23 protein-coding genes, 1 tRNA gene and 1 other annotated feature are annotated in these 20,656 nt (G+C 50.2%); of the genes, 6 read left to right on the top strand and 18 right to left on the bottom strand.

The genetic code is table 11. From position 1 onward, the window contains the following. The first annotated feature begins 6 nt into the window (after nt 1–6). Entirely contained in the window at nt 7–315 is a 309-nt protein-coding gene (locus R70331_RS12395; protein WP_042175824.1) for a rhodanese-like domain-containing protein, read from the top strand. Nucleotides 316–342: 27 nt separating this feature from the next. On the opposite strand, the gene R70331_RS12390 is transcribed toward R70331_RS12395, so the two are convergent. From R70331_RS12390 to R70331_RS12375, 5 genes are all read right to left on the bottom strand, one after another. Beyond that, nucleotides 343–888, bottom strand: a complete 546-nt coding sequence (locus R70331_RS12390) for a shikimate kinase (protein ID WP_042175821.1) — start codon at nt 886–888, stop codon at nt 343–345. Between the two features lie 164 nt (nt 889–1,052). Then, nucleotides 1,053–2,465 (bottom strand): NADP-dependent phosphogluconate dehydrogenase, encoded by a 1,413-nt coding sequence (gene gndA / locus R70331_RS12385; protein WP_042175818.1) that lies wholly within the window; start codon nt 2,463–2,465, stop codon nt 1,053–1,055. Nucleotides 2,466–2,565: 100 nt separating this feature from the next. Next, nucleotides 2,566–2,712, bottom strand: coding sequence for a hypothetical protein (locus R70331_RS31525; protein WP_156131119.1), 147 nt, complete (start codon nt 2,710–2,712; stop codon nt 2,566–2,568). Between the two features lie 70 nt (nt 2,713–2,782). Next, nucleotides 2,783–3,379 carry a hypothetical protein gene (locus R70331_RS12380; protein WP_042175814.1) on the bottom strand — a complete coding sequence of 199 codons (597 nt, stop codon included), beginning with the start codon at nt 3,377–3,379 and terminating at the stop codon, nt 2,783–2,785. A 206-nt stretch (nt 3,380–3,585) separates the two neighbouring features. Then, a complete protein-coding gene (locus tag R70331_RS12375; RefSeq protein ID WP_042175812.1) occupies nt 3,586–4,872 on the bottom strand; it encodes an MFS transporter in 1,287 nt (428 codons plus the stop codon). 92 nt (nt 4,873–4,964) lie between these two features. Here R70331_RS12375 and R70331_RS12370 point away from each other — a divergent pair, with 92 nt between their 5' ends. Continuing rightward, on the top strand, nt 4,965–6,440 hold the full coding sequence (locus tag R70331_RS12370; protein WP_042175810.1) for an aminotransferase class I/II-fold pyridoxal phosphate-dependent enzyme: 1,476 nt from the start codon (nt 4,965–4,967) through the stop codon (nt 6,438–6,440). A 113-nt stretch (nt 6,441–6,553) separates the two neighbouring features. Here the strand turns inward: R70331_RS12370 and R70331_RS12365 are convergent, their stop codons facing one another. Together R70331_RS12365 and R70331_RS12360 are read right to left on the bottom strand one after the other, a co-directional pair. Further along, nucleotides 6,554–6,877, bottom strand: a complete 324-nt coding sequence (locus tag R70331_RS12365) for a DUF1292 domain-containing protein (protein WP_039872519.1) — start codon at nt 6,875–6,877, stop codon at nt 6,554–6,556. 83 nt (nt 6,878–6,960) lie between these two features. Beyond that, nucleotides 6,961–7,515 carry a copper amine oxidase gene (locus R70331_RS12360; RefSeq protein WP_042175808.1) on the bottom strand — a complete coding sequence of 185 codons (555 nt, stop codon included), beginning with the start codon at nt 7,513–7,515 and terminating at the stop codon, nt 6,961–6,963. Between the two features lie 176 nt (nt 7,516–7,691). Between R70331_RS12360 and R70331_RS12355 the strand changes: the two genes are divergently transcribed. Further along, a complete protein-coding gene (locus R70331_RS12355; RefSeq protein ID WP_042175807.1) occupies nt 7,692–8,426 on the top strand; it encodes an MBL fold metallo-hydrolase in 735 nt (244 codons plus the stop codon). 3 nt (nt 8,427–8,429) lie between these two features. Here R70331_RS12355 and R70331_RS12350 read toward each other — a convergent pair whose 3' ends face one another. From R70331_RS12350 to R70331_RS12320, 7 genes are all read right to left on the bottom strand, one after another. Continuing rightward, nucleotides 8,430–9,530, bottom strand: coding sequence for a GerAB/ArcD/ProY family transporter (locus R70331_RS12350; protein ID WP_042175805.1), 1,101 nt, complete (start codon nt 9,528–9,530; stop codon nt 8,430–8,432). Between the two features lie 19 nt (nt 9,531–9,549). Continuing rightward, on the bottom strand, nt 9,550–9,747 hold the full coding sequence (locus R70331_RS12345; RefSeq protein ID WP_042175804.1) for a hypothetical protein: 198 nt from the start codon (nt 9,745–9,747) through the stop codon (nt 9,550–9,552). 29 nt (nt 9,748–9,776) lie between these two features. Then, entirely contained in the window at nt 9,777–10,913 is a 1,137-nt protein-coding gene (locus tag R70331_RS12340; RefSeq protein ID WP_156131118.1) for a Ger(x)C family spore germination protein, read from the bottom strand. Between the two features lie 11 nt (nt 10,914–10,924). Continuing rightward, nucleotides 10,925–12,481: a spore germination protein gene (locus R70331_RS12335; protein ID WP_042175800.1), complete on the bottom strand. Its 1,557-nt coding sequence runs from the start codon at nt 12,479–12,481 to the stop codon at nt 10,925–10,927. A gap of 193 nt (nt 12,482–12,674) precedes the next feature. Further along, nucleotides 12,675–12,911: a DUF3892 domain-containing protein gene (locus R70331_RS12330; RefSeq protein WP_042175797.1), complete on the bottom strand. Its 237-nt coding sequence runs from the start codon at nt 12,909–12,911 to the stop codon at nt 12,675–12,677. 86 nt (nt 12,912–12,997) lie between these two features. Further along, entirely contained in the window at nt 12,998–13,441 is a 444-nt protein-coding gene (locus R70331_RS12325; protein WP_042175795.1) for a GNAT family N-acetyltransferase, read from the bottom strand. 100 nt (nt 13,442–13,541) lie between these two features. Continuing rightward, nucleotides 13,542–13,760 (bottom strand): hypothetical protein, encoded by a 219-nt coding sequence (locus R70331_RS12320; RefSeq protein ID WP_042175793.1) that lies wholly within the window; start codon nt 13,758–13,760, stop codon nt 13,542–13,544. A gap of 117 nt (nt 13,761–13,877) precedes the next feature. Further along, nucleotides 13,878–14,142: a binding site (T-box leader), on the top strand. Nucleotides 14,143–14,203: 61 nt separating this feature from the next. On the opposite strand from R70331_RS12320, the gene metG reads away from it, so the two are divergent. Further along, nucleotides 14,204–15,865: a methionine--tRNA ligase gene (metG, locus tag R70331_RS12315; protein WP_042175791.1), complete on the top strand. Its 1,662-nt coding sequence runs from the start codon at nt 14,204–14,206 to the stop codon at nt 15,863–15,865. Between the two features lie 49 nt (nt 15,866–15,914). Here metG and R70331_RS12310 read toward each other — a convergent pair whose 3' ends face one another. Beyond that, nucleotides 15,915–16,349 (bottom strand): NUDIX hydrolase, encoded by a 435-nt coding sequence (locus R70331_RS12310; RefSeq protein WP_042175789.1) that lies wholly within the window; start codon nt 16,347–16,349, stop codon nt 15,915–15,917. Then, the gene (locus R70331_RS12305) at nt 16,346–16,861 is read right to left on the bottom strand and encodes a cupin domain-containing protein (protein WP_052419038.1); all 516 of its coding nucleotides are present in this window, start codon (nt 16,859–16,861) and stop codon (nt 16,346–16,348) included. The genes R70331_RS12310 and R70331_RS12305 overlap by 4 nt, the downstream gene beginning before the upstream one ends. Before the next feature lie 165 nt (nt 16,862–17,026). Here R70331_RS12305 and R70331_RS12300 point away from each other — a divergent pair. Both R70331_RS12300 and R70331_RS12295 read left to right on the top strand, forming a co-directional pair. Next, nucleotides 17,027–17,098, top strand: a tRNA-Val gene (locus R70331_RS12300). 669 nt (nt 17,099–17,767) lie between these two features. Next, entirely contained in the window at nt 17,768–18,439 is a 672-nt protein-coding gene (locus R70331_RS12295) for a DUF1796 family putative cysteine peptidase (protein ID WP_042175787.1), read from the top strand. Between the two features lie 120 nt (nt 18,440–18,559). On the opposite strand, the gene R70331_RS12290 is transcribed toward R70331_RS12295, so the two are convergent. Together R70331_RS12290 and R70331_RS12285 are read right to left on the bottom strand one after the other, a co-directional pair. Next, nucleotides 18,560–19,309, bottom strand: a complete 750-nt coding sequence (locus R70331_RS12290) for a hypothetical protein (protein ID WP_042175786.1) — start codon at nt 19,307–19,309, stop codon at nt 18,560–18,562. A 24-nt stretch (nt 19,310–19,333) separates the two neighbouring features. Then, nucleotides 19,334–20,614, bottom strand: coding sequence for a hypothetical protein (locus R70331_RS12285; RefSeq protein WP_042175784.1), 1,281 nt, complete (start codon nt 20,612–20,614; stop codon nt 19,334–19,336). Nucleotides 20,615–20,656: the final 42 nt, after the last annotated feature.

Raw genomic sequence — 20,656 nt, 5'->3', positions numbered from 1 at the left:
TTACTCATGAACGATATTCCACAAGTTACACCGGACGAGCTGCGGCAGCGCCTTGCGGCAGGCGAAGACCTGCTTCTGATTGATGTCCGTGAGGAGGATGAGGTGGCAGCCGGTATGATTCCGGGCGCGCAGCACATTCCTATGGGACAGATTCCGCAGCGCAGCGGAGACTTACCGGCTGATTCCGGCATCATCTTCATTTGCCGGTCCGGCGCACGCAGCCAGCGTGTCTGCGAATATCTGCAGCAGTTCGGCATCCAATCGTCCAACCTGAGCGGCGGAATGATTGAATGGAACGAAACTGCGGAAAGCTAAGCAGCTTTCGCCAATACACTTAAAAGCTCAAACGCGGTAATGCATTAAAATATACTGCGACACTTCTGCCGCATTCAGCTCCGATGTATCGACCGTGCAATGCGCAAACCGGTAAGCCTCTCGCCGCTGCTTCATAATGGCGCGGACCTTATCCTGTGCGTTGCCGGCGAGCAGCGGTCGGTTCAAATCCCCGCTTACACGCGCAATAATAGCCTCTTCTGTTGCTGTTAAAGCTACTACAAGCCCTTTATCCAGCATAATTTCCGGGTTCCCCGGTGCAAGTACAGCTCCGCCTCCGGTTGATATGATCCTGGCTTCTCCTTCAAGCACCTGCGCCAGTGCAGCAGACTCAGCCTTCCGGAAGTACGCCTCACCGTCTGCGGCAAAAATATCCGCGATGCTCCGTCCTTCATTCTCTACTATAATATGATCCAGATCAATGAGCTCATAGCCAAGCTCCTCTGCCAGCAGCGCGCCTACAGTTGATTTGCCTGTACCCATCATCCCGACCAGAATAATATTCCTGCGCCGCTCTGTTTCAGCAGCACTTTGCCCTGCAATTTCCCCCGACATAACTACCCTCCAACCGCGACATTTGTCATATCATAACACAAGCCCAAAAGGTTGCACAATCCACTTCCTGGCTGCCGGCTCTATCTCACATGATAAAAAAGCCCGAAGGCTTCCCGCAGCCGGGAAACCTTCGGACCGCCAGTCTTACAGATGTACTGTAAAACCTATTCGTTAATCCAGTTGTGGTGGAAGACGCCTTCTTTGTCCACACGCTGGAAGGTGTGGGCGCCGAAGTAGTCGCGCTGTGCCTGAAGCAGGTTCGCAGGCAGACGCTCTGTACGGTAGCTGTCGTAGTATGCAAGCGCGCTGGAGAAGCCTGGCACAGGCACTCCTTGGGCAACAGCCGCGGATACCACTTTACGCCATGCAGCCTGGTATGAGCTCATGATGTCCTTGAAGAACGGATCAAGCAGCAGGTTCTTCAGCTCCGGATTAGTCTCGTAGGCATCGGTGATGTTCTGCAGGAAGCGGGAACGGATAATGCAGCCGCCGCGCCAGATTTTAGCCAGGCTGCCGTACTTCAGATCCCAGTTATATTCGTCGGAAGCTACGCGAAGCTGTGCGAAGCCTTGTGCGTAGGATACGATTTTGCTGGCAAACAGTGCTTTGCGCACATTCTCGATGAACTCAGCCTTGTCACCCTGGAACGGCTCCACTTCCGGTCCGCTCAGAACTTTACTGGCTTCTACGCGCTCATCCTTCATAGCAGACAGGAAGCGGGAGAATACAGACTCGGTGATCATGGACAGCGGTACACCCAGGTCGAGCGAGCTCTGGCTTGTCCATTTACCGGTTCCCTTTTGGCCGGCGGAATCGAGGATCACGTCAACCATCGGTTTGCCGGTTTCTTCATCATACTGTGCAAAGATATCTGTAGTGATCTCGATCAGATAGCTGTCCAGCTCTCCGCTGTTCCACTCCTTGAAGATGCTGTGCAGTTCCTTGGCATCCAGGCCAAGAACATCCTTCAGGAGCTGGTAAGCTTCACAGATCAGCTGCATGTCGCCGTACTCGATACCGTTATGCACCATTTTAACATAGTGTCCGGCACCGTCAGGTCCAATATATGTACAGCAAGGCTCTCCGTCCACTTTGGCCGAGATTGCCGTAAGAATCGGTTCAACCAGCTTATAGGCGCTTTCCTGTCCGCCAGGCATGATGGAAGGTCCTTTAAGTGCGCCCTCTTCGCCGCCGGATACACCGGTGCCGATGAAGCGGAAGCCTTTGTCTTCAAGCTCTTTACTGCGGCGTACAGTATCAGGGAAGTATGCGTTACCTCCGTCGATGATGATATCACCCTGGTCCAGATACGGCAGAAGCTGCTCAATAGTAGCGTCCGTTGCTTTACCGGCCTGTACCATGATCAGGATTTTGCGCGGCACTTCAAGGGATTGAACAAACTCTTCAACAGAGAAAGTACCTATCAAGTTTTTACCTTCAGCTTCGGCAATCAGGTCATTGGTCTTCTCCGGGGAACGGTTAAATACCGATACGGAAAAGCCTCTGCTCTCGATGTTAAGAGCCAAATTTTTACCCATTACTGCCAAGCCAATAACGCCGATTTGTTGTTTTGCCATCTGGTTCTCCACCCTTTGCACCCTATATTTTTGTGAAATCCATTTCTCGCAGTATAAGAATACCACCCTTTGTCAGATACAGCAAAGTTCCGCCTGCGAATTAGAGATCAATTTCATTGACAAAGCCACGGCCTATCAGGAAATTGCTCACAATGACTATTTTAACGTTTTTAGCAGCATAAGTGAACCCCTGTCCGCAAGTGATATCCAAGGCGGTATACAACTCTGCAGGCATCAGCCCGTTCAATACAAACAGCTCCCGCATGCAAAATCAGGACATCCCGTACAACGGGATGCCCTGAACAACTGTACAGCATTCACCATTCCAGCTGATCAAGCTCACGGGATAACAAGGCCAGCTTCGATCTGCATGCTGTGATAAGCGAATCATCCTTGCTGCGCAGCGCTTCGTTTAACCGGTCAAGCTCCTCATCTACTTCCACTCTGCGCTGCCGGATCCGTTCCTCGCCTTCCACCGAATAAAAAAGCTTGCTCAGCTCCTGGTCGGTAAGCAGCGGCCCTTTCTGGTACAGCACACGCTGCTGGTACCCGGAAATTTCCACCAGCCGGATCACTTCGCCGAACATAATGTTCTCAATTATAATCTGACGGTCGCGGAAGCGCTTGACGACCGCATGCCCGCGCATATCACCAATCAGCTTCTCCATCCATTCTGACAGGCGTGCGTCCCGGATCATATAATCGCCAACCAGCTTATATCCGCCCTTTATCTGCTGAAAACGCAGCTTAACCAGCTTACGGCCGGTACGTACCGAGATCAGGAATACATTTTCATTCTCACTCCAGTACAGGGAATAGCCTTCCTTGATCAGATCCTTGATCAGGTTCTGGATGTGCTGCCTGTCAAAGCGCAGCTCCAGGTTGCAGTACTCCACCTCGTCGTTTTTATTCACGGCACTCCCTCCTAACAGCTTTGTTAAAGCAGCTTGATCTGAACCTTAGAATAAAACGGACTGCCGGACCTCCACCTGATGTCAATCTCTTTTCGTTCGTCTTACTGATATTTTATACTTCATCTTATGTAGCGGTAACTTGGTTTATTGACTATTTTTACCCGCTTCCCGCCATTCCCAAACGCCAGCAGTGATAGACAGCTGTTTCAGCTGTTAAAATGCTTGAGCTTAGTACGGTGCACGATCAGCAGATGCAGTCCGGCAAGCAGTACCATTACAACGGCACTTGCCAGAAACGGCGCGCTGTGGCTGACCGAATCCCATAACCGCCCCGACAGCACCGGACCGGCAACCATGCCCGAGCCCTGAAGAGTCAGGAACAAGCCCCAGACCGTTCCGCGCTCTCCTTTTGGCACCTGCTTGGCAACGAACGCATTCCAGGCCGGAAGAATAAGCGCATAGCTGATGCCGACAAGTGCCACAGCCATGAATGCCAGAGGCAGCCGCCGCACCTGTGAAAAAAAGGCCAGCGAACCAGCTGCAAGCAGGAAGCCGATGTTCAGGAATACCGTCGTTCCGATCCGGTCAACCAGCTTGCCGGCCGGAATGAGTGTAAGCACCGTAATCCCGCCTCCGGCAATCAGCAGCAGACTGAACTGGTTAGGTGTGACATGCAGTTCGGAACGTGCAAATAAGGTGACTACAGGTGTCATCAGCCCGATGGCAAAGGCCTGCAGGAACAGCGCCGGGAACAGCAGCCTGCTGACCTTCAGCGAAGTTCTCACTTGCCGGAAGGTCCGCTTCAGGCTTTGCAACGGCTGAAATGGTCTGTGCTGGTCTGCCTGGGCATCACCATGCATGTCCTGTGCCGCACGCGGCGCATGGCCCGCAATCCGTGACGGGAGGAAGAGCGCTACAGCAGATACCGCCGCGGCGCAGCCCATTAGCACAAGGAATACCGCCCGGTAGCTCTGTCCGCCGTGGTCCATCATAAAATTGACGACGATGGGCCCGATGCCCGTACCGGCCAGCGAGGCCATTTCTACAGCGCCCATAGCCGCCCCGCTGCTGCCGCTTTCTGTAGAGCCGGCCAGCTCGGTAATTCCGGTCATGGTGCACGGCCAAAGAGGAGAGGTCCCGATGCCCAGGATCAGGCAGGCAACCGACAGTGTAGCTGCATCCTTGGCATAAATAATCATCCCGACGGCCAGTACAATCAATACCAGCGCCCCGGTCATTGTCCAGCGGTATCCGATCCGCTCCATCACCCAGCCGAACGGACTCCGGAAGAGATTATCGCCTAAATACTGCAGGGCAAAGGAGAAGCCTACCACAGTAACAGACAATCCGAGGATATTCTCCATGTACACCGGCAGCAGTGCAACCAGTAAGGAGCCTTTTACAAACTCGACCAGAAAGATGATAACCCACATCTCCACGATAAACGGTGAGGCCAGATTGATATGCATACGTCCTGCAGCTTTGCCAGTCATTTTATCACATCCTAGTATTATGGTGATTGATTTGTTATACTGATGCTTGCCGTAAAATAATAAATCTTGGCGAAAGGTTGTGACAGCATTAAATGAATCAACACGATACTCCCCTCTTCACCGCTCTTAAAAAGCATGCCGCCGGAAACCCTGTACAATTTCATATTCCCGGGCATAAGAAGGGGCTAGGAACCGATGCCGAATTCCGTGAGTTTATCGGCGATAACGCGCTATCCATAGATTTGATCAACATCGCACCGCTTGATGACCTTCATCAGCCTACCGGCGTGATTTTAGAAGCTCAGAAGCTGGCTGCGCAGGCCTTCGGCGCCGATTATACGTATTTTAGCGTACAAGGCACGAGCAATGCCATCATGACTATGATCCTCTCTGTCTGCTCGGAAGGAGACAAAATAATTGTGCCCCGCAACATTCACAAATCCGTGATGTCGGCCATTATTTTCTCTGGAGCCAAGCCTGTATTCATCTCACCTGTTCAGGATGAGAATCTTGGGATAGACCACGGTATTACTACCAGTTCGCTGGAAAAGGCATTAAAGCGCCATCCGGATGCCAAAGGCGTTCTGGTCATCAATCCGACGTATTTCGGTGTAGTGGCCGACCTTCGTTCGATTGTAGACCTTGCTCACAGCTATGGGGTTCCCGTACTGGTGGACGAGGCGCATGGAGTATTGATTCATTTTCATGAAGATCTGCCGGTGTCGGCCATGCAGGCCGGTGCGGATATGGCAGCAACCAGCGTACACAAGCTGGGCGGCTCCATGACGCAGAGCTCGGTGCTGAATCTCAATGCGAAGACCGGCCTGGTTAACCCGCAGCGGGTCCAGACGATCATCAGCATGCTTACAACAACATCTACTTCTTATATATTGCTGGCCTCTTTGGATACCTCCAGACGCAATCTGGCACTGAACGGCCATGATATGGCTGAGCGGACGATTGCCCTGTCCAATTACGCCCGTGAAGCTATTAACAGCATTGACGGCTTGTACAGCTTCGGGAAAGAAATTCTCGGCACAGAAGCAACCTTTAATCTCGATCCGACCAAGCTGAATATCCATGTCCGCCACCTGGGCATCACCGGCTATGAAACCGAGAACTGGCTGCGCCAGAAGTACAATATCGAAGTTGAGCTTAGTGACATGTATAATATTCTTTGCCTGATTACCCCGGGAGATACCCGTGAATCTGTGGACAAGCTGATATCCGCACTGCGGGTGCTGTCAGCTGTTCACTACAGCAAGGGTGAAATCTACGAGCTTAAGGTGCAGGTGCCGGAAATTCCGCAGCTCGCCCTGATTCCGCGGGATGCCTTCTACGCTGATACGCAGCTGGTTCCGTTCCGCGAATCTGCCGGATACATTATTGCTGAATTTATCTATGTCTATCCGCCGGGAATTCCAATTTTACTGCCTGGTGAAGTTATTACCCAAGACAACATCGACTATATCATCGACCACGTCGAAATCGGCCTCCCGGTCAAAGGACCGGAAGACCGCAGCATCAACTTTGTCAAAGTCATTGTAGAGGCTGACCCGATCTCCTGATCGGCAGCAGCCTCTGCAACCTAAACAAAACCCCGATACTGAACCAGTATCGGGGTTTTGTGCATGGAGCGCTGCTGCCTGTCCGGCAGGCACGCTCTCAGCTGCATTGAAATCTATTCTTGCTGGGCAAGCAGCTCGTTGTATGCTTCTTCAACAGCTTTCCATTCAGCTTCGTCTTCAATGTTGTAAAGAACCATTTCCTCGTTCTCTTCTTCCATACGCAGAATGATGCCGTCTGCTTCAGGGTTTTCGCGTTCCAGCAGCAGTGCGTACAGCTTCTCGCCTACATCGAACGTTTCAACCAGCACCATCTCTACATCTTCGCCCTGCTCGTTCGTCAAGGTCAGCACAAACTCCTCGTGCTCATGGTCGTGATCATGTCCGCAACCGCATGCTTCACCATGTTCATGGCCATGCTCATGTTTGTGATCGCTCATTGAAATACCTCACTTTAATTGAATTATCCTGCCTTACGTATCGTAACACGTATGCTGAGTTCAGGTCAATTTGCAGAAGGCGTTTAATTCTTCGTTGTAGCTGTAACTACCTTTTCTGACACAAGAACGTAATCTGCATTTTTGGAAGCCTTGATATAGAAGCCCACGCTGTATTTGCCCGAATCCTTGAAATCATAGGTGAATTCCGGCGTTGAGAACCAGAAATCCTCATTCTTTGAGCCGCCAGCGTCCTCCAGTATATCCTTCACATTCCCGGATGGATCCGTAATCGCTACTTTTACAGCCGACACACTGTCCTTTAGACTGTCCACCTGGGCCAGAACCTTCATCTTCAGCTTTCCTGTATACGTATTACCGAATACAGTATCCCCTTTAAACAGGACGATGTGAACATTCGGTTTCAGAATCGTCACTTTACCCGAACCGTCCCAGCTGACGACACCTCCTGCTTCCCTCGCCGGAATGTACGTTTTACCGTCGATCAGATAACCGCCATCAGCGATTTCCTTTCCGTTGCTCCATACTCTAATCTTTTGATTTACAGAATCCGCGAATAACATTGAGCCTCCCAACAGGGAAAACACAGCCACGCAGAGAGCAATTTTTTTCCATCTCATAACCGAGACCCTCCAAGTAATTCATGCTGTTAATGTATACTACATGTATGGCTACAAGTTGCGGAGGTCCAGGTAAAAATTTCATCATTCCGGTTAAAATAATACTATATTTAGAGTAAGGACATATTCGCTTCGGCAGGATACTATTTCCGGAAAACTATTGGAGGAATTCGGCAATGGCTGTACAGCTGCAAATGCTCGGCACAGGGGATGCCCATGCCAAACACTACTATAATAATAACGGGCTGCTGCTCAGTCCGGACTTTACGCTGCTGATTGACTGCGGCACAACGGCACCGGCTGCAATAAAGGCGGCAGGCCGCTCATCCTTAGAGGTGGATGCTGTTCTGATTACCCACCTTCATGATGATCATGCCGGCGGATTGCCAGAGTTAAGCCTGCAATTTACCCAGACTGGCAGCCGGATGGCCCTTTTGGCGGCTGAAGCTTTAGATGAACCGCTCCGCGAGAGCTTTCTGAAAAACCGTCCGGATGACTCCCGCTACCCCCGTTCCCTTGATGAAGCCTTCGACGTGAAGCTGCTGAAGCCGGACATAGCGCATGTTCTTTCTGCTGAAATAACAATCAAGCTAATCCGCACGCCGCATATCCGCGGGAAAGACAGCTACTCTCTTTTGCTGAACAGCACTATTTTTTACAGCGCTGATATCATCTTTCAGCCTGAACTACTCCTGAAGCTCGTCCGCAAGCATGGGGTCCGCAGAATCTTCCACGAATGCCAGCTCACGGGCAAGGGTGTAATCCATACATCACTCCATCAGTTACTCTCCCTGCCGCCGGATATCCGGGAGATGATCAGCCTGATGCATTACAGCGACGAGAAGCCAATGTACGAAGGAAAAACGGCCGAGATGACCTTTCTCGAACAGCAGACGGTTTATCCGTTATAAATATCAAGGAGCTTTAGGATGCGCAGCGCCTTTTCCTCTGATTTTGGCCACAAGCCAGTACAGTATAGGTATCAGCTGCATACAGAGGGCGTACGAAGGCCAGTAGGCCGTCATGAAGTAGAGCAGCTCTGCTGTGTTATCGGCAAAATGGACAGAGTACCCCACAACGGCAGCTGAAACGGAGAAGGCCAGCGGCTTATAATCATGCAGCGACAGTATTCTGGCCAGACTGATTACCGCGGCATAGACCAGCAGGCTGATCTTCAGCATCAGTGCAGGAATATACAGGATCGTCAGAAACGGGTCAAGCGTCTCGATGAAATCGGCAATCCGCATGCTTCTGACATATTCCATTACCGGATAGGTCATTTTGCCGCCCAGCTCCGGACCAAAGGCCAAAAGGCTTGGAACCAGATAGGACAGTATGAGAATCATGGAAAAAACAGCCCCCCAGACCGCCACCCGCCTGATCTTGATCTGCTGCTTCAGGTGGGGGTAGATAAAGAGAACCACAAATGCATCTCCAAACCAGGGGGTTGCCTGCAGCGTTCCGGCTGCTGTACGGTTCAGATCAAAGTTGGTTACGAATGCCCTGAGCATCGGAGTCTGGAGCTCAATCCCCAGCAGCAGCGGTGTCAAAATAATTAACAGAAGCAGATTCACAAAAAAAATCACTTCAGCCATTCTGGCAATCGCCTGTATCCCGGCCCGGACCGTCAGCGCAACGGTTAATCCCAGCAGAATTGCAATCACCGTCTCCGGCGTAGTCGGCAAATGGTTGACCATCAAAAAATCCTCAACATTACGCATACTCATGGATGCCCGGTGGAGCATATATCCGGCAAGCAGCAGAATCAGCGGGATATGCACCCATTTGCCTACAATATATTTACCGAATACGGCAAAATACTCGCGTTCATTCATCCGGGCAACAGCTGCGCCGGCCAGCACAATCACCAGTCCCAGCACGCCTCCGAGGATGACGGCAAGCACGGCATTATATGAAGCGGTTTTGATGATCGGCGAGATCAGAAAACCGGCATTCTCTGAATAGATATAGATTGTCAGCAGCATAACGAGCTGGGAGGCCGATATATGCTTCATGCAGCATTCTCCTTACCGGTTATTTTTGCAGAACCGCTTCAATGATCAGATTAGGGTTCAGCTGCTTTGGAAGCCAGGCTGCAGCCAGATTATAGGTCAATGACAGCAGCATGATCCCGTAAACGATGAGATGCGTGCGAAGTTTCCTTTTATTAGATCTCAAATAGGAATATTCAAACAGGAATATGAGCAGGAACAGTACAAATACTAGAGCCATAGTCACATCTCCCCGCAGGATTATATAGATTATTTTTTCTGTGTGCCCAGCAGCCGGATCACTGCTTTTGTCTCCACTTCAAGCCTAACCTGCTCCTTGTACATATGGCTCCAATCCTCCTTAACCGCCTTCCATTCTTCCGGATAATTCCAGGCGATATGGGAGCCGAGCTGAAAGGCGTCACTTCCCGCCTTAATTGAAGCGTCAAATGCCTGCATAATCCTCGACTCAACCTCACCGTCAAGTATTTTCTCCAGATGCCTCATAGTATCGGGGTCAGCCATTTCAATGGAGGAATTGGAGGAGTCCACAATGCTCTCAATTTCAAGCTTGAAGGTGTAAACAAACTTTTCGTCCTTCCGGCTCAGGCTGATTTTGGACTTCGCATTGATAATCAGCAGACTGATTAGCTCTCCGTCAGACGGTGAAGGAAACGTAATAATCGCATCCTTAATGTTGCCGCGCAGCCACATGGCCCCTCTCGTCTTGTAAATATCAATAGTATCAACCATCCGGTTATCCTGAAACAGCGCTGCACCGAGCACCCGGATCTGATTCCCCTGTGACTTGTCGGGGTTAGGACTAAGGTAAGACACAATCATGCCTCTGCCATACTCCTGGGCAATCATGAAATGCTTTACACTGCCGGTGATGATCTTTTTGCGGGCAACCAGCTCACGGAATATTTCACTTGGAAATTTTTCAATCTGGGTGGGGAACATGGAAATAGCCTCTGCGGCTTCTTTTGCCACCAGAATATAGGTCTTCAGCGGGATTGCCGATTTGCGGTTGACAAAATCAAGCAGCGGTTGAACTCCTGTACGGGCATACTGCTCGCCCATGACAATGATTTTTACCTGTCCCCAAAAAATCTCGCGTGAAATGTTGGTCTGGATATTACGGTAAGCCTCTGAAATATTGCGTCCTTCCCCTTGGACAGTAGCATAGGGCATCGATGCCCCCGATGACTCACCGCCTGCTCCCGAGGCAATCTGGTTAGGCTTAGCATAGCCCAGCGTCAGCAGAACCTTGTCGTCCTCCAGCTCATCCAGGAACATGGCCACCACCAGCAGGCGGTCATTAATCTCAATTCTTGACCAGCAGCCGGTAAGCACCAGGGACTGCAGAGTCAGGAGCAGTATTATTACGGCTATTCTTTTGTGCATAGGCAATCCGCTCAATCCCGGTCATCCCCATCATTGTGAAGTATGGTTTTTAACCGCCTTGTGGGCTCAATTCCATAGACAGAAGGTCTGTTCTTCATCAGCCTCCAGGGCACGCGAATTACAGTATCTTTAATATCCTTCCATTTAAGCGGTGCAATCGGGGCCAGATAAGGCACACCAAAGGACGAAAGCACGACCAGATGGAGCAGCACCAGATAGATTCCGACCGACAGGCCCAGCAGCCCGAAGCTCCCTGACAGGATCATAATCGGAAAACGGATCAGCCGCAGTGTCAGCCCCAGACTGTAGCTGGGTACAATAAACGATGAAATACCAGTCAGAGAGACGATTATGACCATCGGTGAAGAGACAATGCCTGCACGGACTGCCGCCTCGCCGATCACCAGCGTACCCAGAATAGAGACAGCCTGCCCGATTGCCGACGGTATGCGGATACTGGCTTCCCTCAGGCCTTCAAAGACAATCTCCATAATGAACGCTTCAAACAGAGCCGGGAATGGAACAGGCTCACGTGCAGCAGCAATACTAAAGAGCAGGCTGGCCGGAATCATCTCAGGGTGATAAGTGGTCAGTGCAATATAAAAGGAGGGTGCCAGCAGGGAAACGAACATAAAAAGCAATCTGATCCAGCGGATCCAGGTCGAGGCATAGGATCGCTGATAATAATCCTCCGGGGATTGAAAAAAGACAGGAAAGGTTACCGGCGCGATCAGCGCAATCGGAGTACCGTCGGTAAAGATTACGATCCGGCCTTCCAAAAGGGCAGCTGCCGCTGTATCCGGGCGTTCTGTATTCTGGATCTGCGGAAAGGGTGAGTACGGATGATCCTCAATGAACTCTTCGAGATAGCTGCTTTCCAGAACGCCGTCAATCTCAATCTTGGATAGCCGGTGATGCACCTCCTCTATAAGCTCGGGGCGGCAGATCCCTTCCATGTAAATGACAAGCACCTCAGTCCGGGTATGTCTCCCGATATAGCTGCTCTGAATTTTAAGCTCCGGGCTCTTGATCCGGCGGCGCAGCATCGTTACATTTGTCCGGATCTCCTCCACAAAGGCTTCACGGGAGCCGCGGATAACCACCTCATTCTGCGCCTCACCGATACTGCGTTTCTCAAACCGGGCATAAGGGTAACAGATCATCCGGTCTTCACCGTCAATAATCAGCAGCACCGCACCTTCGAGTACATACTGCAGCACTTCTGCGTAATCCACACTAACATTGCATGAAGTAATCAGCAGACGGCTGAAGTCTGCAGCAGGCCCGGCTGAAGTCTTGTCCCCGGAGTCTTCACTGGTCAGCGGATTTATCAGATCCTCCTGCAGCAGCTCCAGATCGGCAATGCCGCCGAGGAACACCAGAGCATATTGCCGCCCGCCTGCGCCTGTAAAGGTCCGGAATACCGCATCCACGCATTTGTCCAGCTTTTCCTGAAACCACTGGAGCCGCTGCCCAAGCTCTTTTCCCGGAGCCGGCTGTGCCGTGCTTTCAGCTATTTTCGCGGCCTTGCCGATGTTCGCTTTTGGTTTACGGAATAATGAGAACATCTGCATCCCTCCGCCAGTCTAATCTTGGTAACCACATTATCCGCCATTTCCCACTGAACTATACGGAAAAATAACCCTTCAAGGGCCTTAGCTTCGGTGGTTACTCAGATATGCTGCGGGGATATAAGCATAAAAAAGACCGGACATATGCGTTATATAACGCTTGTCCGGTCTTCATATGCAATGTATGGTGCTAAAACTGCGGCAGCTGATCCAGGTTATTCGTCGGGTCTCCGTCGGCGTCTCCGCGGATGTACATTTCACCGTCTTTTCCCTTAAAAACATTCACTCCGGCAATGCTTCCTGCCTGTACCTCCTGCAGCGCCTGCTGGTAATCAAGAACACGGCCGGAAGAGGTCTGGAACATCAGCAGGTCGCCGTCCCCGTTCCTCTGTGCTGCTATAAAACGTTCGCGTTCATTGTTAATCATTCAGATTCCGCTCCTTCGCGTATGGATTCGCCCTATGGGATACTAATAGAGTCCCCGGTCCGCGAAAAAGTATGTATCCTGCAATCCTAGAGCTTCTTCTGCATTCTCACATGCAGAATTCCGGCGTCATAAAACGGCTCATCCGAAATGACCTCATAGCCTTGCTTGGCATAAAAATCTTCAGCCTGGCACTGCGCATCCAGCACCGAGAATATAAGCCCCAGCTCCTTGGCCCGTTCTTCAAGCGCCATTAACAGGACACGGCCATAGCCTTTGCTGCGGTATTCCTTGTGCACCGCAATCCGCTGCATTTTGGCAGATCCTGCCTTATAATAGATCAGTCTGCCGGCGGCTACCGGAAGCCCGTCGTCCACAACCAGCAGATGATGCACCTGATCGCCTATCACATCATATTCATCAATTTCCTCTTCAACCGGTACCTGCTGCTCTTCCACAAATACTTTTTTGCGGATATCCAACCCCATCTGAAGCTGTTCCTCTGTCGTTACATGTACAATTTCCGCTGCCATGGTTCCTGCCCACTCCTCTTCATCTCAAAGCAATAGTTGAATTATTATACAGAATTTTTGATATTCTGTACAGGGAGGCATACCGCAGGAAATTCAGCGCTTATTCGGTTGAATATACTTCTGCGGATATGGAACGGTCATATACATCCTGCATTACCGGTGATACCGGGCCGTACATGCTGTCCGGTCTGCTGTTCAGCTGTGTCATCGGACGGATTTCCACTGCTTCGGGTGCCTTATACTCTGCAGTACAGCCGGTCAGTCCTGCAGACAGAAGAAGAAAAATGCCTGCAGTTGTAATAGCACATAATTTGCGCATGATACAGTTCCTCCTAATCTTATCTGCTGCTTTCAGCTTTGACGGCTTAGGCAAAACTTAAACTTCCACTTGACTTAAGCCGCAGCCAGCCGTAAGATATCCAGTAATTAGGATACAACAAAAGCTAAGAAGAGAAAGAGTACTTTGGCAATTCTCTCACAGAGAGCTCCGTCCGCTGAAAAGGAGCAGGGAAAACCCAAGGGAATATGGTCTCTGAGCTGTGCACCGAATCCCTTACAGGGCTGTAGGCTGCGCCGGAACCCGCATCCGTTAACATGCTAGGGTATAACCGCTTAATCTGCGGCGTACCTGAAGAGATGAATGCTGCGAGGCATTGATGAAGTTGGGTGGTAACACGTGAGCACAGGCTCCCGTCCCTTTTGGGGACAGGAGTCTTTTTGTTGTTCAGACAGACAATTGAAGCAACGGGAGGCGTATGATTAATGACAAATATTTTTATCGGCGGAGCCTGGCCTTATGCCAACGGCTCGCTGCATCTGGGCAGGCTGGCAAGCATTCTGCCGGGAGACATCCTTGCCCGCTACCACCGTGCCAAGGGCGACCGGGTGCTGTATGTATCAGGCAGTGACTGTCACGGGACACCGGTGGCTGTGCAGGCTGCCAAGGAGGGTGTAACTCCTGGAGATTTTGCCGGCAGGTACCATCAGGAATTCACAGAATGCTTCAGGAGGCTTGGCTTCACCTATGATCTGTACACACGCACGGATCAGCCTCAGCATCACAAGGTAGTTCAGGAGCTTTTTGTGCAGCTGCTGGATCACGGCTATTTGTACAAAAAGTCAACCTTACAGTGTTATTGCGAGCAGGATCAGCGTTTTCTGCCGGACCGTTATGTAGAGGGCATCTGTCCCCGCTGCGGGCAGCCGGCCAGAGGTGACCAGTGCGATTACTGCTCAGCCCTGCTTGATCCGTCCGACCTGCTGGAGCGGGTCTGTAAAATCTGCGGTACCCCGCCTGTACTGCGGCCAACGGAGCATTATTACCTTGCGCTATCGAAGCTGCAGGAGGAGCTGACCGCTTATGCGGAGGCGGAGCATGGATGGAGGGATAACGCCGTGCGGCTAACCCAGCGTTATTTGCAGGAAGGGCTGCAGGACCGCGCAGCAACACGGGACCTGGACTGGGGTGTGGATGTGCCTGCCGACGGCTTCGCCGGCAAAAAAATCTATGTGTGGATCGAGGCGGTCAGCGGTTATTTATCCGCGAGTAAACAATGGGCTCTGGAAAGCGGCGGAAGCTGGGAAGACTTCTGGCTGGCGAGCCGTGAAGACAGCACCGGAGAGCAACCGGATATCTGTGCTTACTATGTGCACGGCAAAGACAATGTGCCCTTCCACAGCCTGATCTGGCCTGCCATCCTGACAGGCGCCGGCGGGCTGCACCTGCCGGACCGGCTGCTCGCCTGTGAATATATGACGCTGGAGGGGCAGAAGTTCTCCACCAGCCGCAACTGGGCCGTCTGGGTGCCGGATATTCTCAGCCGCTATCAGCCGGACTCGGTCCGCTACTTTCTGGTAGCGAACGGCCCTGAAAAGCGTGATACGGATTTCTCCTGGCGGGAATTTATCCACAGCCATAACGGTGAGCTGCTTGGCGCCTTCGGTAATTTCGTCAACCGCAGCCTGGCATTTATCAATAAAGCATTCGGCGGTAAGGTTCCGGGTGGAGAAACCGATCCGTTATGGGACAATGCTATTAACGCTTTGTATGGGGATGCCGGAAGGCTGATTGAAGCAGGCCGGTTTAAAGATGCGCTGGAGCTAATCTTTTCCGGCATCCGCCGGGCCAACAAATATTTTGACGAACAAAAGCCCTGGATAGAGCTGAAGGAAAACCCTGCTGCCTGCGCCAACACCCTTTATAACTGTGTTCAGATTATTGCTAACCTTGCTAACCTGCTGAACCCGTTTATTCCTTTTTCCTGTGACCGGATACGCTCCTTCCTGTCACTTGGGCAGCCAGGCTGGCACAGCATCTCCGTACCAGAAGGCCAGACTATTCAAGGTCTGACCCTGCTGTTTGAGCGGATTGACCTGAAGCAGATTGAAGAAGAGACGGAGCGGCTGAATTTGAATTTAAGGTAGGATCTTAGGCCAGAGAATACCTGTCAAAGGAAGTAGGGCACTCCGGCCGCTACGACCGCCCGCCTTGCAGCATAAAAGCTTTAGCTTCTGCCAAGAGTACCGGGACAATCAGGGGATAGGTCAGATCCTCCGGCAAATCCGTAAACCCCCTTATCTCAGCCATCTCATACTGGGGGATCTGCCCGAACCTGATTACATCTGCAAGATAGAATTTTCCGTAACTCTCGGGCACCCCCTCTATGGCTACTGAATAGATACAGACTGGGATTATCGAGAATTCCTCTGCACCAGTCTCTTCATATAGTTCCCTGGCCGCAGCAGCATCTGCCGCTTCACCAGAATCAATATGTCCTCCGGCGAACTCCCATGTACTCCGCTCCTTGTGCCTGGCCAAGACCCACTGATTATCCTGCCTGACAGCAATGACTACATATTCTAATGAAACCTCTTCTTCTACAGCATCAGTATGTATAGTTACTTTCACCGGTTATCCCCTCTATCTCTACTATATAATTGCTCCCACTTCTCTCTGATGGTATCCTCACCCTTGTAATAATCAACCTGATCCGCCGCCTGATACAGCTCTTCATACGGTAAAATATTGATTTTACCGGAATCCGGGTACTCTGCTACATCCAGCCCGTTGTTGGTCCGCAGATCCAAGTACCTGCAGGGAGTTCCGGTATGATTATACAGCTGATGCGCTCCTTCCGGCCCGGTCTCAAAAAACACAATATCTCCTGCACTCAGCTCCTGAATTCCCACTGGGGTTCTCAGTAAGGATTTCCCCTCCATGATTACAAAGATCTCTTCCGCATTTCTATGAAAATGATAAGGGTAAGAATATTTCCCGGGGTCCAGCGAGCGTATATCAAAGATCAGATGCTTCGAGCCCGCCATACTTGCCAGCTTCTCACTGGTATGCCAGGCAAACTCGGGTATAGGAGACTGTTTTTGCGTAAAAGCAGTGTTTGCAGTATTGAAAATAGTTGCCATGTGCTCACTCCTTTTCATTTATACAGACTCCTATATTTTACCTGATCTGCAACTTAGTTCATAGTGATTACATTGAATAAATTCCGGCTGGTTCTTATCCTAGGATTCACGAAAAAATAAAGGTTGCTATTATCTCACATCCTATGGTATTATAAATTTCGTTGCAGGACGGTAGCTCAGCGGGAGAGCACTATCTTGACAGGGTAGGGGTCATGGGTTCGAACCCCATCCGTCCTATATAGGTTTAACATCATATCTCAGCAAAAAGCCCTTATTGTATAAGGGTTTTTTGTTTGCTTTTTTTATTACCTCATTTTACATTTCTCCTGATGATAATATCTCCAATTAACTTCATTCTTCTGTGCTAAATCTAATTCTTTAGGTGAACATTGCAATATTCCCACTCCCTCATCTATAAGTAAAATGTTGTCATTTATTGTATTTATGTGGTATTGTTGAGATGTATAAACCACATAAATATTAGGAGGTTAAACATGAAAAAAAGATTACTGGCTGTCACTTTTGCAATTGTTATGGTTGTATCCTTATCTTCTAGTATTGCTCTGGCAGGAGGAATTCTCAACCCGGGCCAACCCGGAGGAAATGAACCTGGTGTACCTCCTAGACCACCAGGCTATTGCCCTTCAGGTCCCAATGGTCCATGTATAATTCCGTGGTAGTTTACTAATTTAGGAATAAGCTTCTTATAACAGCTGAAGACTGTCGAGAATGTCTCGATAGTCTTCTTTTGTCTTAGATGATTTAGTGCGGCATAGAGTTTTCGAGGAGATATAGATGAAGAAGTATTCATTACAAATATCCGCCGCTTAGTCCAATCCATTCCATCTGTCAGCGTATACACTTTATTAATGGAATGATTCCGGACAGAAGCAGGTGACACATTACATGAACCTTCAGGAAATTCAAAAAGAATACGATTTGATTATCAGCCTGGGCTCCTCCTGCTCACCCGCCATTAATATGAGGCGATACGGGCTGCGCAGGTTCGCTATGCCACTGGACTGGATGATCTCGGCCTCGCTGAGTGATGTGAACCGGCTTATCAGCAGCCGTTTTAACCGCTTTATGGCACTTGAGAATCTAAGCAGGCTGGAGGAGACGCACTTTTTTCTCAATGACGGGAATCCGGTGTATGACGATCCTGCCCGGGGCAGCTTATCGCAGTCCTATTTTATCAGGGATTCTTTGTACAATATCATTTCCGCCCATGATTTCCCGGTCATTCCGAATGTAGATTGGCGTGCCTTCTATCCGGCCTACCGGCAAAAGCTTGACCGGCGGCTTGCCCGCTTCTGGTCAAGTATGATGGCTAGCAGCAGCTCTTTGTTCATCAGGTGGTCTGCCAGCTACGAGCAGGTGTATGAGCTGCGGTCTATTATATCTGCACTGCTTGGCGGAAGAAGCTTCACCATCCTGATCCTCAACCCTGCGGAGCATCTGACTGTCAGCCGGGAGCTTCCCTGGGGCATGGAGCAGGTCTGTGCGCTGGAGGTTCCAAATGATATGAATGATTATGCGAACTGGGATTATGTATTGAGCGGGATACGCCTGAGGTAAACGGTACCCCGTTAAGCCATTGCCGGCTTGCCTTGTTAACCTTATAAATCCTTTCGGCGGACAAAAAAAGCCACAGCCGCAAATAACTGCTGACAGTGGCTTTTCTACGTCTGCTTACCCTTACTCCAGCAGCTTTTGATCAAAGAAGGCTTTTAGCTCGCCGGATTGGACAGAGAAATACTTTTGACTCCGCTTATCCGTTATAGCAGCGTACATTTCATGTTTGTCATAATGAATCCGGATCGATCGCTGATCATTCTTTTTCAGGCTGAGTCCAATCTCCGCAGTCAATGTACGTTCAGCATACGGAATTTCATTAATCGCAGACTCCGGAATAGAGTTAAGCATTGTTCTAACCCGATCCGTCTCCTGTTCATTCAGCTTTATGTAACGGTTCTCCGTATTTTGCCCGTCACCAAAAATCCAAAATACAGCCCCGCTAACTTCATTTGTCCCAAGCTGCTCCCAACGGATAGCCGGTTCATTAAGCAGACGGTCCGCCATGCTGCCCCCCAGCCCGACTCCTGCCACACCTGCAATACATACTGCAGACATAAGGGCGACGGACACTCTGCTGATTCTCAGGTAACCATACAATGTACAGATTAAGCCCGCTGTAACAGAAGGGATGACCAGAAAAGTCAGCAGTCCCGATTTTAGCGAATAATCAACCATGGTTTCCAGGGACAATAAGATGGACGAATCCTTAATATAGGAATACAGCAACGGGATGGACAAGCTGATAATGAGGCATAAAGGCACAATAATCCAATACATCCGCAGGCGGCTTTTGTCATGGATGAGCCGGAATATCCTGTATAGTAGAGCCGGATACAGTATAGAAGCTGCGAGCACTAATACTACACCCACGTTAACCCTCCCCGTTAGCTGATTCTAATAGCTGGCATAGATATACACCGAACCTAGCGTATCTCTCCAATAGCATAAAGCATTGTAGCTCACATAATAGATATTGCCCCAGCTGCTTATCTTCATGTACATATTAGCATTGCTGTCCTGAATGTAGCCTAATGCTGTAAACCAGTGAAACACCATGCTGGAGGTACTTCCCGTATCAGGATAGGTGGTACTGCCTGTGGACGTTTTTTTGCCGGCGAGGACAGCAACCGGTTTATTCCCGTTGATGCCTGTTTTGATATTCTCCCATACCAATGTATTAGAGGTCGTTGTGGGAGTGCCGAGATTGGTGTTATCACTTCTTAATTGCGACGCTAAGTAAGGACTATGATTATAATTGCTCAAATATGAATTAAGACCGTCTTTGAATTCAGGAAAAGTAGTGCCCCAAATCGCAGACATACTGTTCACTAAAATACTGCCCATAGTATACATATCCATAGCCCTTGCCGGATCAGCCTTCCACCAGAGCATATCATTATAGGATGAATTGCGCTGCCCCAGCGAATATAAAAGGTTAGTGCCGGCAGCAGGACCGCAGCCAAAATTCTCAGCTAATCCCAAGGAGCCCTGAACATTTGAAAGAAAGACACTTTGGGACGGGAAAGTAATCTGAGTATAGCCGCTGCTGGGCGGAGAAGGCTGGGCTGCTGCCACACTGAACTCAGGCATTTGAAAGGCCAGGGCTTCTGTTGAAATTCTCTCGCCGGTTATAACATTAAGCGCTGTTTTATCAAAGGCTTGCTGCTCTTTATCAACCTCTACACTATAGGACAACAGCGGTCCGCCATAGAGGATCTCTGTATTGTCCAATGCGGGATCAGCGTTCGTTCTTTGGACGGGTGAGGGCGATGTTCCATGCTCCATAACGGCAAGCTTACCGTTACCTTCAAGATCTCCGAGAATGATGTAGCCTGTATAGCTGTCACCCTGATAAAGGTCGATATTGTAATAAGTCCGTTCATCAATCCCCTTCAATGGCGTTATTTCCTGACGCTCCGCTCCGGCTCTTCTCTGCAGGCCGCTTTGTTCAAAGACAGATATTTGACTAAGAAATTCCTGAACGGCTGTTGCTGCTGCCTTGTCAACCGAAGTGTCCTGAAGCTCTCCCTCAGTAAATAAAATACTTTGCATTTTGGCCTCTGCATCTGCTTGCGTTACCAGCGGAGCCGGGTCCGGCTGCTCCTCTGCCGAGACTGCTGCGGTGTTCGCTGTTAACATGAGGCCTGCCATAAGAACGGAAATGATCTTTTTCATACATACCTCCATAGAATGGTTATTATGAAACCTCCAGATGAT

The sequence above is a fragment of the Paenibacillus sp. FSL R7-0331 genome, assembly GCF_000758645.1.
Classification (GTDB): domain Bacteria; phylum Bacillota; class Bacilli; order Paenibacillales; family Paenibacillaceae; genus Paenibacillus_AQ; species Paenibacillus_AQ camerounensis.
Note: the sequence above shows the minus strand (reverse complement) of the source record. Positions and strands in the feature narration are given on the sequence as shown.

Excerpts from the sequence above, each read along its gene's own strand:
- R70331_RS12395 (WP_042175824.1), top strand. The coding sequence starts at position 7 with ATGAACGATATTCCACAAGTTACACCGGACGAGCTGCGGCAGCGCCTT.
- R70331_RS12390 (WP_042175821.1), bottom strand. The coding sequence starts at position 888 with ATGTCGGGGGAAATTGCAGGGCAAAGTGCTGCTGAAACAGAGCGGCGC.
- gndA (WP_042175818.1), bottom strand. The coding sequence starts at position 2,465 with ATGGCAAAACAACAAATCGGCGTTATTGGCTTGGCAGTAATGGGTAAA.
- R70331_RS12375 (WP_042175812.1), bottom strand. The coding sequence starts at position 4,872 with ATGACTGGCAAAGCTGCAGGACGTATGCATATCAATCTGGCCTCACCG.
- R70331_RS12370 (WP_042175810.1), top strand. The coding sequence starts at position 4,965 with ATGAATCAACACGATACTCCCCTCTTCACCGCTCTTAAAAAGCATGCC.
- R70331_RS12365 (WP_039872519.1), bottom strand. The coding sequence starts at position 6,877 with ATGAGCGATCACAAACATGAGCATGGCCATGAACATGGTGAAGCATGC.
- R70331_RS12360 (WP_042175808.1), bottom strand. The coding sequence starts at position 7,515 with ATGAGATGGAAAAAAATTGCTCTCTGCGTGGCTGTGTTTTCCCTGTTG.
- R70331_RS12355 (WP_042175807.1), top strand. The coding sequence starts at position 7,692 with ATGGCTGTACAGCTGCAAATGCTCGGCACAGGGGATGCCCATGCCAAA.
- R70331_RS12350 (WP_042175805.1), bottom strand. The coding sequence starts at position 9,530 with ATGAAGCATATATCGGCCTCCCAGCTCGTTATGCTGCTGACAATCTAT.
- R70331_RS12345 (WP_042175804.1), bottom strand. The coding sequence starts at position 9,747 with ATGGCTCTAGTATTTGTACTGTTCCTGCTCATATTCCTGTTTGAATAT.
- R70331_RS12340 (WP_156131118.1), bottom strand. The coding sequence starts at position 10,913 with ATGCACAAAAGAATAGCCGTAATAATACTGCTCCTGACTCTGCAGTCC.
- R70331_RS12335 (WP_042175800.1), bottom strand. The coding sequence starts at position 12,481 with ATGTTCTCATTATTCCGTAAACCAAAAGCGAACATCGGCAAGGCCGCG.
- R70331_RS12330 (WP_042175797.1), bottom strand. The coding sequence starts at position 12,911 with ATGATTAACAATGAACGCGAACGTTTTATAGCAGCACAGAGGAACGGG.
- R70331_RS12325 (WP_042175795.1), bottom strand. The coding sequence starts at position 13,441 with ATGGCAGCGGAAATTGTACATGTAACGACAGAGGAACAGCTTCAGATG.
- R70331_RS12320 (WP_042175793.1), bottom strand. The coding sequence starts at position 13,760 with ATGCGCAAATTATGTGCTATTACAACTGCAGGCATTTTTCTTCTTCTG.
- metG (WP_042175791.1), top strand. The coding sequence starts at position 14,204 with ATGACAAATATTTTTATCGGCGGAGCCTGGCCTTATGCCAACGGCTCG.
- R70331_RS12305 (WP_052419038.1), bottom strand. The coding sequence starts at position 16,861 with ATGGCAACTATTTTCAATACTGCAAACACTGCTTTTACGCAAAAACAG.
- R70331_RS12295 (WP_042175787.1), top strand. The coding sequence starts at position 17,768 with ATGAACCTTCAGGAAATTCAAAAAGAATACGATTTGATTATCAGCCTG.
- R70331_RS12285 (WP_042175784.1), bottom strand. The coding sequence starts at position 20,614 with ATGAAAAAGATCATTTCCGTTCTTATGGCAGGCCTCATGTTAACAGCG.